Here is a 15785-nt window from a genome sequence, read left to right as displayed (position 1 = left end):
GATATCGAACCGGAAACGGAGAAGCAAGTTGGATAACGAGACCTCTATCCAGTCATCAAGCAGCGCCCCTGAGAATCCGGCGATTGCCGGCCTTATAGAAGGCGATCAGACGTTTGAGACGGTAACGGAACGAATCGTTTCGGTTGTGCTGAGCCAGAGCAAGCACAAACTGCCCTGGTGGATCATGATCGCCATAGGTTTCTTGCTGTTCAACGTCCTCGGCATCTCTCTGACCTACCTCGTGTTTAAAGGGGTAGGTATTTGGGGTATTAACCAGCCGGTAAGCTGGGGGTGGGCGATCATCAACTTCGTGTGGTGGATCGGAATCGGGCACGCCGGAACGCTTATCTCGGCCTTTTTGGCGCTGATGCGTCAGCAATGGCGCGCTTCGATCAACCGATTTGCCGAGGCGATGACCATCTTCGCCGTTATGTGCGCCGGTATCTTCCCAGCGCTCCACACGGGGCGTCCATGGGTGGACTACTGGATGTTTCCGTTACCCAACATCCTGGCCATGTGGCCTCAATGGCGAAGCCCCCTCATGTGGGATGTTTTTGCGGTAGGTACCTACTTCACCATCTCTGTGCTATTCTGGTTTCTAGGCCTTGTACCCGATTTCGCCACCGTGCGTGATCGGGCGGAAAATCCAATAGTTAAATATGTCTATGCCTTTCTCTCGTTAGGATGGCGTGGGGCAGCGAGCCATTGGGAGCGCTTTGAGACGGCCTATCTTATTCTCGCCGGTCTTTCAACCCCCCTCGTGCTTTCGGTGCACTCGGTGGTGAGTTTCGACTTCTCGGTAGGAATTGTTTCCGGTTGGCATGCGACGATCTTTCCACCCTACTTTGTGGCAGGAGCTTTGTATGCAGGGTTTGCCATGGTCATTATGCTGGCAATCCCCTTGAGAGTCTGGTATCACCTCGAAGATTATGTAACGATGAAGCACTTCGACTGGATGGCCAAAATGATGCTTACCTCGGGGTTGATCGTGTTCTACGGCTACATTATGGAGTGTTTCTTCGCCTACTTTGGGGGAGACTATTTCGACAAGCGAATGATGGAGTTTCGCCAGTTCGGGCCCTATGGATTGGCCTACTGGTTCCTCATCCTCACAAACTGTATTATCCCGCAGGCTTTGTGGCTGCCGTGGGTAAGACGCAACCTTAACTGGCTCTTCTTCATCTCGGTGGTCATCAGCATCGGCATGTGGCTTGAGCGCTACGTGATCGTCGCCGTGTCGCTTACCCGCCAGTTTCTGCCGGCCACCTGGGGGTACTATACCAACACGATTTGGGATGTGTTGGTCTATTTAGGAACATTTGGCCTATTCACCTTCTTCTTCTTCCTGTTCGTGCGCTTTGCTCCGATGATCTCCGTCTTCGAGATGCGCGACCTTGTTTGGCGCCGGTTCCACTTCGGCCATCATGGACATGAGGCTGAGACGACGGAGATTGAGCACACGACGGGCACTGCGGAGGCCTAGCCTAGAATGCAACAGGAGTACTAGATATGAATGCGAACCTCTACGGTCTTGTTGCCGAGTTCAATAATCCGGACGATCTTTTAAGGGCCGCCAGAGCGGTGCGTGAGGCCGGCTATCGTAAGGTCGAAGCATACACGCCTTTCCCGGTGCACGGCCTCTCAGAGGCCTTGGAGATACACGATTGGCGTATGCCCTGGCTTATCTTCCTGGGGGGGGTAACCGGCTGCGTTTTCGGTTTTTTGATGCAGTGGTATACCGCGGTGATTGACTATCCGTGGAATGTAGGCGGGAAGCCCTACAACAGCTGGCCACAGTTCATACCGATCACCTATGAATGCACCATTCTCTTTGCAGGTCTCACCGCGTTTTTCGCGACGATCTTTTTGAATGGCCTCCCGCGTCCCCATCATCCGATTTTCAATGCACCCCGATTCGAGCGGGCGACCTCCGATCTCTTTTTCCTCTGCATTGAGGCGGATGATGGCATGTTCGACCGCGAGGGAACCGAGGAGTTTCTGCGTGGTTTGGGGGCACAGCTGGTGTCGGAGGTGGAAAAGTGAGTTCTATTCAGTGGCGAAAGGTGGGCTGGTTGCCTTTGGCGGCGATGGCGCTATGGCTTCTCGCCGGATGTCATCAGGATATGTGGGATCAGCCAAAAGCCGATGACTATAGCCCTTCTGAGGTCTTTCCCGATGGAGCCACCATGCGTCCTTTGCCGGCTCATACCGTTGACCGCACGCATTTTTGGACGGATGAGGGGCGCTACACGGGCTATGTGGGCACACATTATGTTGGCAACAAGCTAGTGTTGGGGCGCATGGAGACACGCTTCCCATTCAAAATCACTTATGAGGATTTGAAGCGCGGACAAGAACTTTACAATATCTACTGTTCTCCATGTCACGGGGCGTTAGGCAACGGGATGGGAATGATCGCCATGCGTGGCTTGGCTTTGCGCCGACCTCCGGCAACCTATCATACCGACAGGTTACGAAAGATGCCAATCGGCCATTTTTACGATGTGATCACCAATGGCTACGGCACGATGTTCTCCTATGCCTCGCGCATTGAACCGGATGATCGTTGGCGTATCGTTGCCTACATTCGAGTGCTTCAGCGCAGCCAAGATGCCAAGCCTTCAGACCTTCCCCCTGGAGTGGACATCAGCAAGCTGCCACTGATACATACTACCGGAGATACAGGGCCGGCCTGGCACAACATCACCTACACATCTCCCTTTATCTCCATTTCATCAGCAGAAAATGGAGGACCGATGAGCACCAATCAAGAGGGAAGCGAGAAATGAATAAGGAACAAGGCTTTCCAAGAACCTACACAAATCTTCAGGTTTTAGGGGCTGTCTGTGCGATACTAGGGGTTCTCTGCCTCATCCCCTACGCCTCCAATTTGGAGCAGCTCTATCGTGGCTACCTCACCGGATGGGTTTTTCTTGTGAGCCTGTCTGTAGGGTGTCTTGGCTTAACGCTGTTGCAGGGGATGGTTCGCGCTCAATGGGGTGTGCCCGTTGTGCGTATTTATGAGGCGGGAGCTAAAATCCTCCCCCTGCTAGGGGTTGCGTCGTTACCTATTATCTACGCGGTCTTCACGCACCACCTCTATCCATGGGCGAACCCGGCAGAAGTGGCCAAAGACAGCGTTTTACGATGGCGTGCACCCTATATGAACGCTCCCTTCTTTTTCTTGAGAACAATCTTTTACTTTCTTGTGCTGTCTTGGTTCGCCTTTCAAGCGGTGAAGTTAAGACGGCTGCAGGACGAGACGGGAGATGTGCTTTATGAGAACAAATTGGCCAGCTTTTCGGCTCCTGCCTTTGTGTTCTCTGTCTTGCTCGTAACCTTCGCCATCACCGACTGGGTTATGACGCTGGATAAGCATTGGTACTCAACCATTTACGGCTTTTACTTCTGCATTAGCAGCGCGCTAACTGCCCACGCCTTCGCCGTCTTCCTCGTGTGCCGGCAGAAAATAAAGGGTTATACGCCTTATGACAAGCTGATCACGCCGCAGCGTACCAAAGACCTTGGCAACCTCATGCTTGTGATGACCATGGTGTGGGCTTACTTTGCTGTATCGCAGTTCATCATTACCTGGTCGGGCGATCTGCCCTACGAAATCGAGTTTTATCTGCGGCGCAACACCGATTTCGCCTTCGCCACATTCACCACATTTTTGGTGATCTTTCACTTCTTCGTGCCTTTCCTGCTGCTGCTTTCTGGGCGCACGAAGCGAGTTCCTGCCTTGTTAGCGATGACGGCCACCATACAGTTTCTGGCCTGTTTGGTGGATATAGTGTGGAATGTGGAGCCGATGTTTCATTCGCTCAACGCGAGCTTTGCCGCTCAGTTTCAAGGCTTTCTTTCCTACTTAGGCGGCTTTCTGCTGCTAGGTGGCCTGTGGCTTGTTCTCTTCGTGTTCAATTTGCGAAGGAATCGCCTAGTACCGCTCTACACCGCAGGGTTGCCCACAGAAGTGCTAGAAACGGAGGTACTACAACATGCATCCTAGTCATGGTCATGGCGGCTCCCCCACGCCGGGAGCGCGATATGAGAAGAGCGATCTGACACCTCAGACCGTTGCGAAGACGATTTTTGGCTTGGCACTTGTAGCTATCTTTGCCGCCTTTGTCATTTGGCTCTTTAAGCCGTACATTCTGCATGTGGCGCCAACGCGTACCTCTAAGTTTCCCATACCGAGAGAGGCGGTGCGTCCGGCGGAACCGCGGTTGCAGGCAAATCCCACCGTAGACATCCAGAACCTACGTAAGGATGAAGATTTTATCCTCAACACTTACAGCCGCGACCCGATCTCCCATAAACTGCATATTCCGGTGGAGAGGGCGATGGAGATCGTGGCGCAGGAGGGATTGCCAACGCGCCCAAACCCCGCTCAACCCGACCCGATGGAGCCGAATGAACCTTCCTACACGGTAGGACAGGCATCCGACCAGTTGCCTCAGGCCACGGTGCAGGGAGCTAAAGGAGAGAGTGCCACCGGTGTACAGAGCTATGGTGTTTCCACAGAGACCTACCAACCGGGGATGAGTTCCATGGGTTCACCTTAACTTATGAAGCAGAAGCGGTCTGCAATGCCGTATTTAAGATAGAAGTATCCAAATTCGGCAAAGATTTTAGGGGCGAGAAAGAGGCGATGAACATGGTTGTGAAAAGAAAGACATATATGGCGCTGGCTACCCTTTTAGGAGGGTTAGGCTTAATGAATATAGGAGCGGGTGCCCAGACTAACTCATCCCAAGTGGCGGCGCAAGCGTTAGCCCAGTCGGCAACAAGCCCGACGAAAGGGGTTTACTACGAACAAAAGGTGAACCATACCATCCCGCTAGACCTTACCTTTACGGACTCTAGGGGGCAAGTCGTGGCTCTAAGGCAGTTTTTTGACGGCAAGCATCCGGTCATTCTCGTTACCCCCTTCTACCGATGTAAGGCGGGCTGCACTTTGGAGTTGCAGGGAATGGCCGATGTCTTTAGTAAGCTGAAATATAAGCTAGGGCGCGATTTTACGGCTCTCACCATAAGCATTAACCCCTTAGAGCCGCCTCAGTTGGCCGCACAGACGAAAGAAGGTTATCTTAAGATGACCAGCAACCAACCGTATGCGGCTGAGGGATGGCACTTTATGGTGGGAACCCAAAAAAACATTCAGGCGCTGGCTCAGGCCACGGGCTTTCACTACAACTATAATCTGAAGTACCAGCAGTTCGTGCACCCCACCGGCATCTTGGTGCTGACCCCGCAGGGACGTATCTACCGTTACTTCTTCGGCACCGATTACAACCCTTCCGATCTGAAGATTGCGCTGATCAAGGCCTCGCAGAATCAGATCGGTTCCCCGATAGACCAGATCATCGCTATATGCTGTACCTGGAACCCAACCACAGGGCATTACGGGGTGGTGATTCAGCGCGTGATTGTAGGGGCAGGTACCTTGACCGTGCTGGCCCTCGCCGGTGTGATCGGGGGGCTGTTTTACTGGGAGAAAAAGCATCCGAAGCTGCCGCCTATTGCGCCAAAAGAGGGCGAACCACACAACGCTGGAGGAGCGATCTGAGTTATGGAGTTACCCATTATTCCACCGGCAGCATCTACCTTTGCCAATGAGGTGGATCATATCTTCTACACGCTGGTAGGGCTTACAATATTCTTCACCACCCTGGTGTTCTGCTTGCTCATAGTTTTCGTTGTGCGCTACCATCGAGGCTCGAAGGCAAACCGAGCAAACCGCTCTTTTGGCAATTTGCCTGTGGAGTTGACATGGTCAATCATCCCCGGTATTATCGGGTTGGTGATATTCGCATGGTCGGCACGGCCTTATGCGGAGGCCTACAACCCACCGGCGGATGCACAGGAGATTTTGGTCATCGGTAAAAGATGGATGTGGCATTTGCAACACGCCGATAGCGGCATCCGTGAAAACAACGAGCTTCATATACCTGTGGGTAAGGCTATTAAGCTTACCATGATCTCGCAGGATGTGATCCACGGCTTCTATGTGCCCGCTTTTCGTGTAAAGCGTGACTGCCTGCCGGGGTACTACAATACCGTGTGGTTCATTCCGACAAAAGTAGGGAAGTATCCATTCTACTGCACGGAATATTGTGGCACGAACCACTCGAAGATGGGTGGGTTTGTCTATGTGATGACGCCTGCCGATTATCTTCAGTGGAAAGAGAACGGAGGCAATATGGAGGTGGCGCACCGTGAAACCGCTGCCGAGCGCGGCTACGATCTTTTTAACAAATACGGATGCGCCAACTGTCATGCGAGTGAAGATGGAGTGCACGGCCCCACGCTGAACGGTCTATACGGATCGAAGGTCGTGCTGCAAAATGGACAGACGGTGACCGTTGACGATAACTTTATTCGTCAATCCATTGTCAATCCCGACTCGGTACGTGTGGCGGGCTATCCTCCGCTTATGCAGGCCTATTCCGTTGGTGATGGGCCAGGGCAGTTGAGTGAGGAGGAGATTTTGGAACTGATCGCCTACATTAAATCGCTAGGCGGCCAGAATCTGAGAACTTTAAAAACAACAACTTCATCGGCAACGCAACCCTCAAAAGGGGCTGGCGGAAAGTGAACGATAGAGCAGCGCTCGTATAAGACCGTGAGAGTGCTCTAGAAAGTGATAAATAAGGGGTGTTAAACAATGAGTAGCATATCTGTACCAGGTGCCGTACCGGTTCCTGAAAGTCGCAAGGAACGTGAAAACTATCTGAATATTCAGCACACGGTGGCGTCTTGGCTCCTAACGCTAGACCATAAGCGCATCGCGATCCTCTATCTTTTGGGGATCACCTTTATGTTCGCGATCGGAGGGGCTGCTGCCGCCGGCATACGCATTGCGCTTGTGCGACCGCACGACACCTTCTTCTCGAACGAGGTTTACAACAAGCTGTTTTCTATTCACGGGATCGTGATGGTTTTCTTCTTCTTGGTTCCTTCGATCCCGGCGGTGTTTGGCAACTTTGCCCTGCCTTTGATGATCGGCGCGCGGGACGTGGCGTTTCCACGCCTGAACTTGCTGAGTTGGTACCTCTATATGACAGGTAGCTTCCTCATGCTGCTGGCGATCATCTTCGGAGGGGTGGACACCGGCTGGACGTTCTATACGCCCTACAGCTCCGTATATAGCGACACGAACGTCTCCCTGGTGATCTTTGGAGTGTTTATCGCTGGGTTTTCCTCCATTGCCACGGGCGTTAACTTCCTCGTGACCATCCACAAGATGCGTGCTCCAGGGATGACCTGGTTCCGCATGCCGCTTTTTGTATGGGCGATGTATGCTACAAGCATCATCATGATCTTGGGCACGCCGGTGGTAGCCATCACGCTCTTTTTGGTAGCGATGGAGCGCATTTTCGGGTTCTGCGTGTTTAATCCGGTGTGTGGGGGCGACCCCCTGCTGTTCGAGCACCTTTTCTGGTTCTACTCTCACCCCGCCGTCTACATCATGATCCTGCCCTCGATGGGAGTGGTAAGTGAGGTTATTGCCTGCTTCTCACGAAAACGCATCTTCGGATACGAGTTCGTAGGCTTCTCCAGCTTAGCCATTGCCCTCCTTGGTTTCCTCGTGTGGGGGCACCATATGTTTGTGACCGGCGAGTCGATGTACAGCGGCATGGTATTCTCCCTAATCTCGTTCCTTATCGCCGTGCCGTCGGCCATTAAAGTGTTTAACTGGTCGGCAACCTTGTACAAGGGCAATGTATGGCTTTCTGCCCCTATGATCTACGCCCTTGGTTTCATCGGGTTGTTTACCATTGGAGGGCTTACAGGATTGTATCTGGCATCTTTGGCGGTAGACGTCCATCTTAACATGACCTATTTCGTGGTAGCCCACTTCCATTATGTTATGGTAGGTGGGGCCATTTTCGGGTTCATGGCAGCCCTTCATTTCTGGTGGCCAAAGATGACAGGGCGGCTCTATCCGGAAAGCTGGGCGAAGCTGGCCGCGTTGATTATGTTCATCGGGTTCAACCTCACCTTCTTCCCACAGTTCATTTTGGGCTACCTCGGCATGCCGCGACGCTATCACTACTATCTGCCGGAATACCAGGCCTGGAATATCCTCTCCTCGGCGGGTGCAAGCGTGCTGGCGGTGGGTTACATCATCCCCTTCTGCTACCTGCTCTGGTCGCTGTTCAAGGGAGCGCCGGCGGGGAATAATCCATGGGGGGCAGTTGGGCTTGAGTGGACGCTTCCCTCTCCACCCCCCTCGCATAACTACGATGAGGTGCCGATCGTTACGTGGGAGGCCTACGATTATGAGCCGGTGATTCAAGCGGAGCTGGCCGGGGCTGCTGTAAGCCATCCCCTGATGACAACAGAAGAACCATATATAAAGGAGACAGAATGAGTACCGTAGAACTGGAACATCCCACGTTTGCACCCCAACATGTGGGTCATCAGTTCGAGGAGCTAGAGCAGCAGAACGACGCCTACATCGTGGGCATTTGGATATTTCTGGTAACGGAGATTATGTTTTTCGGAGCGCTGTTCTTAGCGCTCACTATCTACCGTTACAACTATGCCACCGCCTTCGAGGAGGCGCATAACGCCCTTAACTGGAAGCTGGGCATGCTGAATACTTTCATCCTGCTCACGAGTAGCTTCTTTATGGCGATGGCCGTAAGGGCGAAAACGCTCGACATTCGCTCTCAAACAAAAATGTGGCTGGGCCTCACGTTGCTCTGCGCTTTTGGCTTCCTAACGGTGAAGTATTTCGAGTATTCGGCGGAGATACGGGAACACCATTTCCCAGGCCCAACCTTCCGTTGGGAAGCCCCTAGCAAAGCAAACGTTGAGGCCAACACTCCGCTTGTCCAAATGAGCGAAGCTCCAAAAGGAATCGCCGGCTTAGGGAACTATACGCCGCAGCCCATTGAACATCACGCACATCAACTCTTCTTTAGCCTCTACTTTATCATGACAGGGCTTCATGGGCTGCACGTGCTCGTCGGCATTCTTGTGTTGGGGTGTCTATGGGTACTCATCGCAGTGAAACATCCGGCAGTGGAGGACTACATCCCTCTAGAGATCGGAGGAATCTATTGGCACTTCGTTGACATCGTATGGATATTTCTCTATCCTTTAGTCTATCTTATCGGGAGGCAGTAGCAAGTGGCAGCACATGGTTCCACGCACATGCATGAAGAAGGAGGGCATCACGAGCCGCATGTGGTGTCAGGATGGACCTATTTTCTGGTCTATATTATCCTACTGGTTTTACTGGTGTTGACAGTGGTTGTGTCACGTTTCGACCTAGGCGCGCTGAACATTATAGTGGCGTTGTTGGTCGCTGTTGCGAAGACCTCGTTGGTGATCTTGATCTTCATGGGGGTTAAGTGGGCCTCAAAACTGGCCTGGATATGGTCGGTTTTCGGGTTTATTTGGCTTTTGGTCTTGTTTGGCACGTTGGGAGACTACATCACCCGTGAGTGGGTTCATCTACCGATGGGGTGGTAGAATCTAGTGTGCATAGCCGTTGAAATGCCTCCTGCCTACTGCAGGAGGCCTTTTGTTTACCAATAGCTCCAGTTATGGGTGTGGAGAATGTATAGTCCGAGAAGGAGATTGGTAAGCATGTGGGCAATGAGAGGGGCTGTGAGCGTGCGGGTGTAGCGAAGGAGAAGCGCATAAAGAAGGCCACAGAGAAAAGCCGATAGCCACTCCGGATGTGCGAGTGCGAAAAGACCACTGCCGAGCAAAAGGGCGGTGTTCGAAAAGCCCTCAATAGGGAGCTGTAGAAAATCCTTGTCCGGTGCGGTGAACAATCGGAGTAGGAAAGAGCGCCAGAAAAGCTCCTCCATAATAGGCACCATAATCACAAGGCCATAGAAGCGCAGAATGAGGAAGAGGTTTCGTTTCAGTGGGTCAGGCAAGAAGAGGTAGGGATCAAAAGCCGAGCGCTGGCCGAGCGGGAAATGAAACGGTGTGGCTCTATCAAGCGGAATCCAGAAGAGATAGACGATAAGTCCAACGACCAGAGCCGGTAAAACGGCGCGCGGTTGCCAACGATAGTCTTTCAGTGGCGTGCGAAAGATGCACAGTGCTGCAGTTACCACGGCGATCTTGGCCATGTAAACAAACGGATAGTCTGGTTTTGGAAGCGAGCCTTCCAGTAAGGTGAACAGAATAAAGAGACCGGTGGGCGCTAAATAGCTCAGCAGCAGCGCGTTATGGGATTGGGTAGGGTGCGAGTTTGGGATTTCAGACACTTTATTTTGGTCTCCATTCGGCCAGCGCCTGACCATAGAGTGGGTTCGGGCAGATATGCCAGCGATCCAGGCCGTTATCGTGCGCCGGTGTTACGGCGATAATGCGCCTGTCGGCAAGGAAATCTAGAGTGTATTCTAGCCGATGTAGGCTTTTTTCATCTTTTGGGTGAAGTATATCGAAGACCAGCCCGGTTGTATGGTAGCTGAAGGAAAGAGGAGGCCCTTCGTTTGCGTGAACCTGCTTCGCAGAAGCGTCCCTATTATCGCCGGTCAAATCGGCGTCTGGATCGGCTTTAGAGGAAGCTCGCGTGGGGTTTAACAGAAGGCAATCGCCGATGGTAAGCGGCTCTGTTCCACCAAATCGTTTGTAGAGGGTAGTGATGAGTCGGAGTGTGCCGTAGGCTTCAGGGCGTAGGAGAGGGAAGCGGTGCTTAGAGGATGGTGGGATATTAAGCTGGGTGTCGTTTGTGTTTTGCACCGACAGGAGAAGATGTTTTTTGACGGCCTCCTCTACCTCCTGAGCGGTTTCAAAAGCGTAAGAAGGGCCTTTGGGATACCACACGGCGTCTTGTAATCGGCCGGGCATCAGGGTGTTCCACGTTGGGAAGAGCGAACCAGGATTTTTTTGGAAATGTTGGATGAGATGAGCCGATTCTAGTACCTTCCACCAGTAGTGGCGGTGGTCATCTCCACGACTGTAGAGGTAATCAAAAGCGACCGAATGGCTGTTTGGCGCCGTGGTAAGATAGACCTGGGCATAGGTGAGAGGATGGCCGTGATCACCATGAAGAATGAGAATGTTGGTGGGTGCCGTTTTGCCTGTGTAGAGGTGAAGCAGTTTTCGCTCTCCGGCCTGACCGCCATGGTAGGCTTGGAATATCCATGCTAGAGAGGGAAAACGAGGATAGAGGTGTAAGAGGTAGCGTGCCTGGGCGAATAAGGCCAAACGGGTATCGAAACGTTGGTCTATTTGAGCGCGCTCGTGGGCGAGCTTATCGCGCAGGTTGCGCAGGTTTTGGGAGGGCACCGAGGAGGCAGAGTTAGAGGCGATCTCGGCGCTTTTCGCGATTTGTAAATTGAGACTTACTATCTGTTGGGTAAGAAGCTGAGCTTTCAGTGGGTCTACTCTCAGTCCTTGCTCACGCGCTAGAGAGGGAATCCATTGGGCGACACCGGCGGCATTGGCCGATGAAATCTGATTTTCATCTCCCCCCGATTCAACAAAGAGGTCTGCGAGATGAAACAGCACCCATTTCTCTTTTGCCCTTTCATAGGAAAGATGTTGGCTATGGGCTAGCATCTTTAGGTAGGGTTGTACCGCTTTTTGGTTGGCTGCTTCCTCGACGAGAGGGCGCAGTTGCATGACGCGTTGCATTGCCGCAAAAGAGTCTAACCGGCCGAGCAGGGGTTTTTTCCATCTTTCAAGCAGGTTTTGAAGGAGGAGGGCATGAGGCATCTGAAGAGGCAAGGGAGCCGTCCCACGTGGAGGAATGGCGATATACCGATGATGGGAGGCATGAAGGGAACAACCGGCAAGCAACGTAAAGGTACCTAGAGCAGCAACAATTTTCGCGTGCTGCCACCGAGAGCAAGTGGTTTTGGCGTGCATGAAGCTATTGTACCCGTCTTCTTTTGTAAGTCGAGGGCCGAAGTGTGGTATAATACCAAACACAATTTCAAGCTGGCTCGCAAGTGATGCGGGCCGCGTGAGGTTTAGAGGGGGAACGAACCATTTGGCACAGGTAAAAGTAAATCCTGGTGAAAGTTTGGATGTGGCGCTGAAGCGCTTTAAGAAGATGATCATGGAGAGCGGTATTCTGAAAGAGGCGCGCGAACACGAGCATTATGAAAAACCGAGTGATCGGCGCCGTCGTGAGGAAGCCGCTCGCCAACGCAAGCTCCTTCGGGCTCGTCGTCAAGCGGAGGCGCGCGAAGGAAGATAGCACGGCGTTAGCAACTTTTGGAAAAACAGGGGTGGCTTGTAGAGCTACCCCTGTTTTTGTGCTACAAAGTGTGATGCCGGTAACGGCTACGACGGCGCAGGTAGGGGTTGAGGGCAAGCGATTTACTAGGGGGAGGAACAACGTTAAGGCTAACCTTTGTGGTGTCACCGTTGTAGAGCATATCGGCGAGCATTTTGGTGGCTTCGGCAGGTTTGATATAGACGTAGCTGCGGCCCTCCACGCAGGGAAGGATAGCCAAATGGATGTTTTGTTGAGGGAGCTGGATAGCCCAGTGAACGAGGGCTAACATTTGGCTCTGCGACATGTTAGTTTCTATATCGTTCGAAACCGTGTTGAGAATATCGGGTAGAGCTAAGAAAGCCTTGGGACTCATTACCTTTGCACGTAGTGCTTCCAAAAACTCGTGCTGACGCTGTTCTCTTACCAAGTCGTTATCGCTGTGCCGAATACGCACAAAGCCCATGGCTTGGTAGCCGTTAAGATGCTGGAACCCTTTTTTCAGATGGACGTGGAGGTGACCCCAATTGTCGTCGTAGTTGAGGTCTTTATCTACATAAAGGTCTACACCTCCTACGGCATCCACGATTTTTTGAAAGCTTTCGAAGTGAAGGGCTACGGTATAGTCGGGGTTGATTCCGAAATCCTGTTGAAGGGTTTCGTCGGTCAGTGCATTTCTACCCCACTCATGGGCTGCATTGATCTTATCAAACCCCCGATGGCCGGGGATATGTACAGCCGAATCTCGTGGGATAGAAACGATATTCAGCGTATTGTTATCGAAGTCTACATGGGCGATTAAGAGCGCGTCGCTACGTCCTGGCGAACCTGGAATGGGGACAGGTCTATCATTATAATAGTCTGCATCGCAGCCAAGCAGGGCGATGATAAGGTTGTGTTGTTGCGGCCCTTGGAATTGGCGTGAGATTGCATAAGGCGCGAAAATATCGCGATGCGTGATGACGGTTGCGATGTTGTGAGGCGTGAAGTAGTTATTGACCAGTTTACGTATAAAGGGGCTTCGAGCATAGAAACTTCCGGCGATGACTCCGGTGCTGAGAACGATAAGGCCAACGATAGTAAGTAAACCTCTCCTGATCCAAGTTCCGATCCGGCTGCCTTTGCTCTGCGTATTATTGACGCTGTTTTGCGTTGAGCGGTTCTCTTTCATATTTATCTGTATTTCCTTCAGGCATAATCTATCTCTGACACGACGAAGAGAAAGCGAAGGGAGTGAAAGATGAATGGGATAGTCCGTTTAGAAAGGTGTAACCTTCCTTTATGGAACATCTCAAACAAGTATAGATCACCCTCTCTCGGTCTGTCAAGGACAAGACAGAAGTCGTTTCTGAATCTCCTTTACGGAATTCGGGGGTTAACTATTCGCCCGCCGAGCCACAGTCGGAAGGTGATAGGGGGCTCTCTGTATAATTTAGTAGGGAGTTTTTGAAGGCAAGGGAGTACCTTGTCGGAACATAATCAGATGGAGAGTGAGCAATGAGCCTGAAGAGTACTCGACGTGAATTTTTGGGCAGCGCCTTGATCGGTGGGTTCAGCATATGGATCGCCGATCCGGCACGCGCTCAGGGAGGAAAGTCACCAAACGAGCGAGTTCAGTTTGCCTGCATCGGTGTGGGCGGCAAAGGGGATAGCGATACGGCAGACGCCGCCCGTTTGGGTGATGTCGTGGCCATTTGCGATGTGGATGAGAACACACTCAACCGCGCCGCACAGAAGTACCCTATGGCCAAAAAGTACAATGATTACCGGAAGATGCTTGAGGAGATGGGATCGAGCATAGATGCCGTGACCGTGAGCACGCCGGATCATTCGCACGCACCGGCGGCCCTTATGGCAATGGAGATGGGAAAGCACTGTTTTTGCCAGAAGCCTCTTGCTCACAGCATCTATGAAGTCCATCGAATGATGGAGGTTGCTCGGCGGAAGAAGCTGGCAACCCAGATGGGCAATCAGGGAACGGCAGGAGATAACCTGCGGCGATTTGCGGCTATGGTGCGTGCCGGGGCTATCGGCGACGTTACGGAGGTGCATGTGTGGACGAATCGGCCTATTTGGCCGCAGGGCATTAGTCGCCCACCTCAGGAACCGGTACCCGCTTATCTTCATTGGAACCTATGGATTGGGCCTGCGCCTTTCCGGCCTTATGCACCAGGCTATCATCCGTTTTCGTGGCGAGGTTGGTGGGATTTCGGCACGGGGGCTTTGGGCGATATGGCCTGCCACACCATGAATCTCCCTTTTATGGCGCTCGATCTACGCGACCCAATCGCGGTAGAGGCCGAAACATCCGGAACGAACCACGATAGTTACCCCTCATGGTCTATTATTCACTACTATTTCGGCCCGGCCGAGCAGGTGGGGCCGCCATCATCCGCTTGGCCTGCCGATATGGTGAAGCCATTCAAGCGCTCTTCGGTGGTGATGCACTGGTACGATGGAGGAAAGCTGCCTCCCGACGATGTGCTTACCGACGTGCCGAGAGACCCTAAAACGGGCAAGATCAGCTCGAGCGGCTCCTTGATGATCGGCACCAAAGGGAAGGTCTATTCCTCTGATGACTACGGGAGCAACAACATCCTGATAGGTGGGGTAGATGTGGGCGAGGTTTCCTTCCCGCAATCTCCTGGCCACTTTGAGGAGTTCGTGCGGGCTATCAAAGAGGGGATACCGGCCATGTCGAACTTCCCGGATTATGCAGGACCGCTGGCGTCTATGGCTATCATGGGCAATTTGGCCGTATGGTCTGCCGGAAAGAAGATCGAGTGGGACGCCAGGAGAATGGTGGCAACGAATGCCCCGGAAGTCATGCACATCGTTCATCCGACCTATCGGCATGGGTACCACATGTAGCCAGCTCGTTTCCTTTGGAAGTCAAGATGTCAAGCGCCTCTCAGAAAGAGAGGCGCTTCAACACTAGTGGGAAGCAGATGCAATCTCTTTTGGTGAAAGATGTGTTGCCGTGCCAAAATCTTCCAGCACGCATTCCGCCGCGATCTGGCCCGACATGAGCACCATAGGGACACCTGGCCCTGGGTTCACGCTGCCGCCGGCAAAGTAAAGGCCTTTAATAAGCGGACTTCGATTGCCGGTTTTAAAGGCTGAACGCAATCCACGTTGTGTGACGACCCCATAGATCGCGCCGCGGTTTGCCCAGTAGAGACGCTCAATATCTCTTGGAGTGAGAGCATGAGAAACCTGAATGGATTCTCTTAATCCTACAAGGCCACAGCGTTCTAGCTTAGCAAGGATGCGCTGTTGATAATCGGCACCCTGTTGCTCCCAATTAAAGGCATCGGTAAGATAGGGGCAATGGACTAGTACATACAGAGCAGTGGTATTTGGTGGGGCTACGGAAGGGTCGGTTATACTCGGCGCTGCCAGATAGCAAGTTGGGTCGTCGTGAGGGATTTTGTGTTCGTAGAGATCGCGAAACTCGGCATCGCTATCGGCAGAGAAGAAAAAGTTGTGGTGTTGAAGTTGGGGCCATGTGCGATTGCATCCGAGGTAGAGCACAATGCCGGAGCAGGCCGGCTCGAGTTGCTTTTGTCGTTTTGTGAGGTACGCT

General features: G+C 52.6%; 16 protein-coding genes. 12 read left to right on the top strand and 4 right to left on the bottom strand.

What is annotated here, in order from left to right:
- From nrfD to VKV29_RS06440, 10 genes are all read left to right on the top strand, one after another.
- Positions 1-1483 (top strand): NrfD/PsrC family molybdoenzyme membrane anchor subunit (gene nrfD, locus VKV29_RS06485; protein ID WP_324200491.1); only part of this gene is annotated, 1483 nt, incomplete at its 5' end.
- A gap of 26 nt (positions 1484-1509) precedes the next feature.
- Positions 1510-2043, top strand: coding sequence for a DUF3341 domain-containing protein (locus VKV29_RS06480; protein ID WP_324200490.1), 534 nt, complete (start codon positions 1510-1512; stop codon positions 2041-2043).
- Entirely contained in the window at positions 2040-2789 is a 750-nt protein-coding gene (locus VKV29_RS06475) for a cytochrome c (RefSeq protein ID WP_324200489.1), read from the top strand. Before VKV29_RS06480 ends, VKV29_RS06475 begins: the two co-directional genes overlap by 4 nt.
- Positions 2786-4009, top strand: coding sequence for a hypothetical protein (locus tag VKV29_RS06470; RefSeq protein ID WP_324200488.1), 1224 nt, complete (start codon positions 2786-2788; stop codon positions 4007-4009). Before VKV29_RS06475 ends, VKV29_RS06470 begins: the two co-directional genes overlap by 4 nt.
- The gene (locus tag VKV29_RS06465) at positions 3999-4565 is read left to right on the top strand and encodes a hypothetical protein (protein WP_324200487.1); all 567 of its coding nucleotides are present in this window, start codon (positions 3999-4001) and stop codon (positions 4563-4565) included. Before VKV29_RS06470 ends, VKV29_RS06465 begins: the two co-directional genes overlap by 11 nt.
- 98 nt (positions 4566-4663) lie before the next feature.
- Positions 4664-5569, top strand: coding sequence for an SCO family protein (locus VKV29_RS06460; protein ID WP_324200486.1), 906 nt, complete (start codon positions 4664-4666; stop codon positions 5567-5569).
- A 3-nt stretch (positions 5570-5572) separates the two neighbouring features.
- Positions 5573-6598 carry a cytochrome c oxidase subunit II gene (gene coxB / locus VKV29_RS06455; RefSeq protein ID WP_324200485.1) on the top strand — a complete coding sequence of 342 codons (1026 nt, stop codon included), beginning with the start codon at positions 5573-5575 and terminating at the stop codon, positions 6596-6598.
- Positions 6599-6667: 69 nt separating this feature from the next.
- Entirely contained in the window at positions 6668-8377 is a 1710-nt protein-coding gene (locus tag VKV29_RS06450; protein ID WP_324200484.1) for a cytochrome c oxidase subunit I, read from the top strand.
- The gene (locus VKV29_RS06445; protein ID WP_324200483.1) at positions 8374-9138 is read left to right on the top strand and encodes a cytochrome c oxidase subunit 3 family protein; all 765 of its coding nucleotides are present in this window, start codon (positions 8374-8376) and stop codon (positions 9136-9138) included. Before VKV29_RS06450 ends, VKV29_RS06445 begins: the two co-directional genes overlap by 4 nt.
- A 3-nt stretch (positions 9139-9141) precedes the next feature.
- Positions 9142-9486: a cytochrome C oxidase subunit IV family protein gene (locus VKV29_RS06440; RefSeq protein ID WP_324200482.1), complete on the top strand. Its 345-nt coding sequence runs from the start codon at positions 9142-9144 to the stop codon at positions 9484-9486.
- A gap of 56 nt (positions 9487-9542) precedes the next feature.
- Here the strand turns inward: VKV29_RS06440 and VKV29_RS06435 are convergent, their stop codons facing one another.
- Both VKV29_RS06435 and VKV29_RS06430 read right to left on the bottom strand, forming a co-directional pair.
- Positions 9543-10238, bottom strand: a complete 696-nt coding sequence (locus VKV29_RS06435; RefSeq protein WP_324200481.1) for a CAAX prenyl protease-related protein — start codon at positions 10236-10238, stop codon at positions 9543-9545.
- A gap of 1 nt (position 10239) precedes the next feature.
- On the bottom strand, positions 10240-11847 hold the full coding sequence (locus VKV29_RS06430) for a hypothetical protein (protein ID WP_324200480.1): 1608 nt from the start codon (positions 11845-11847) through the stop codon (positions 10240-10242).
- A 124-nt stretch (positions 11848-11971) separates the two neighbouring features.
- Between VKV29_RS06430 and rpsU the strand changes: the two genes are divergently transcribed.
- Positions 11972-12181 (top strand): 30S ribosomal protein S21, encoded by a 210-nt coding sequence (rpsU, locus tag VKV29_RS06425; protein WP_016481629.1) that lies wholly within the window; start codon positions 11972-11974, stop codon positions 12179-12181.
- A gap of 61 nt (positions 12182-12242) precedes the next feature.
- On the opposite strand, the gene VKV29_RS06420 is transcribed toward rpsU, so the two are convergent.
- A complete protein-coding gene (locus tag VKV29_RS06420; protein ID WP_324200479.1) occupies positions 12243-13370 on the bottom strand; it encodes an LCP family protein in 1128 nt (375 codons plus the stop codon).
- Between the two features lie 326 nt (positions 13371-13696).
- On the opposite strand from VKV29_RS06420, the gene VKV29_RS06415 reads away from it, so the two are divergent.
- Positions 13697-15070 carry a Gfo/Idh/MocA family oxidoreductase gene (locus tag VKV29_RS06415; protein ID WP_324200478.1) on the top strand — a complete coding sequence of 458 codons (1374 nt, stop codon included), beginning with the start codon at positions 13697-13699 and terminating at the stop codon, positions 15068-15070.
- 63 nt (positions 15071-15133) lie between these two features.
- On the opposite strand, the gene VKV29_RS06410 is transcribed toward VKV29_RS06415, so the two are convergent.
- Positions 15134-15785, bottom strand: a 652-nt coding sequence (locus tag VKV29_RS06410; protein WP_324200477.1) for a phytoene desaturase family protein, incomplete at its 5' end; no start/stop codon positions are given.

It is taken from the genome of Chthonomonas sp. (assembly GCF_035294165.1).
Classification (GTDB): Bacteria; Armatimonadota; Chthonomonadetes; order Chthonomonadales; family Chthonomonadaceae; genus Chthonomonas.
This window is presented reverse-complemented; position numbering and strand designations above follow the sequence as displayed.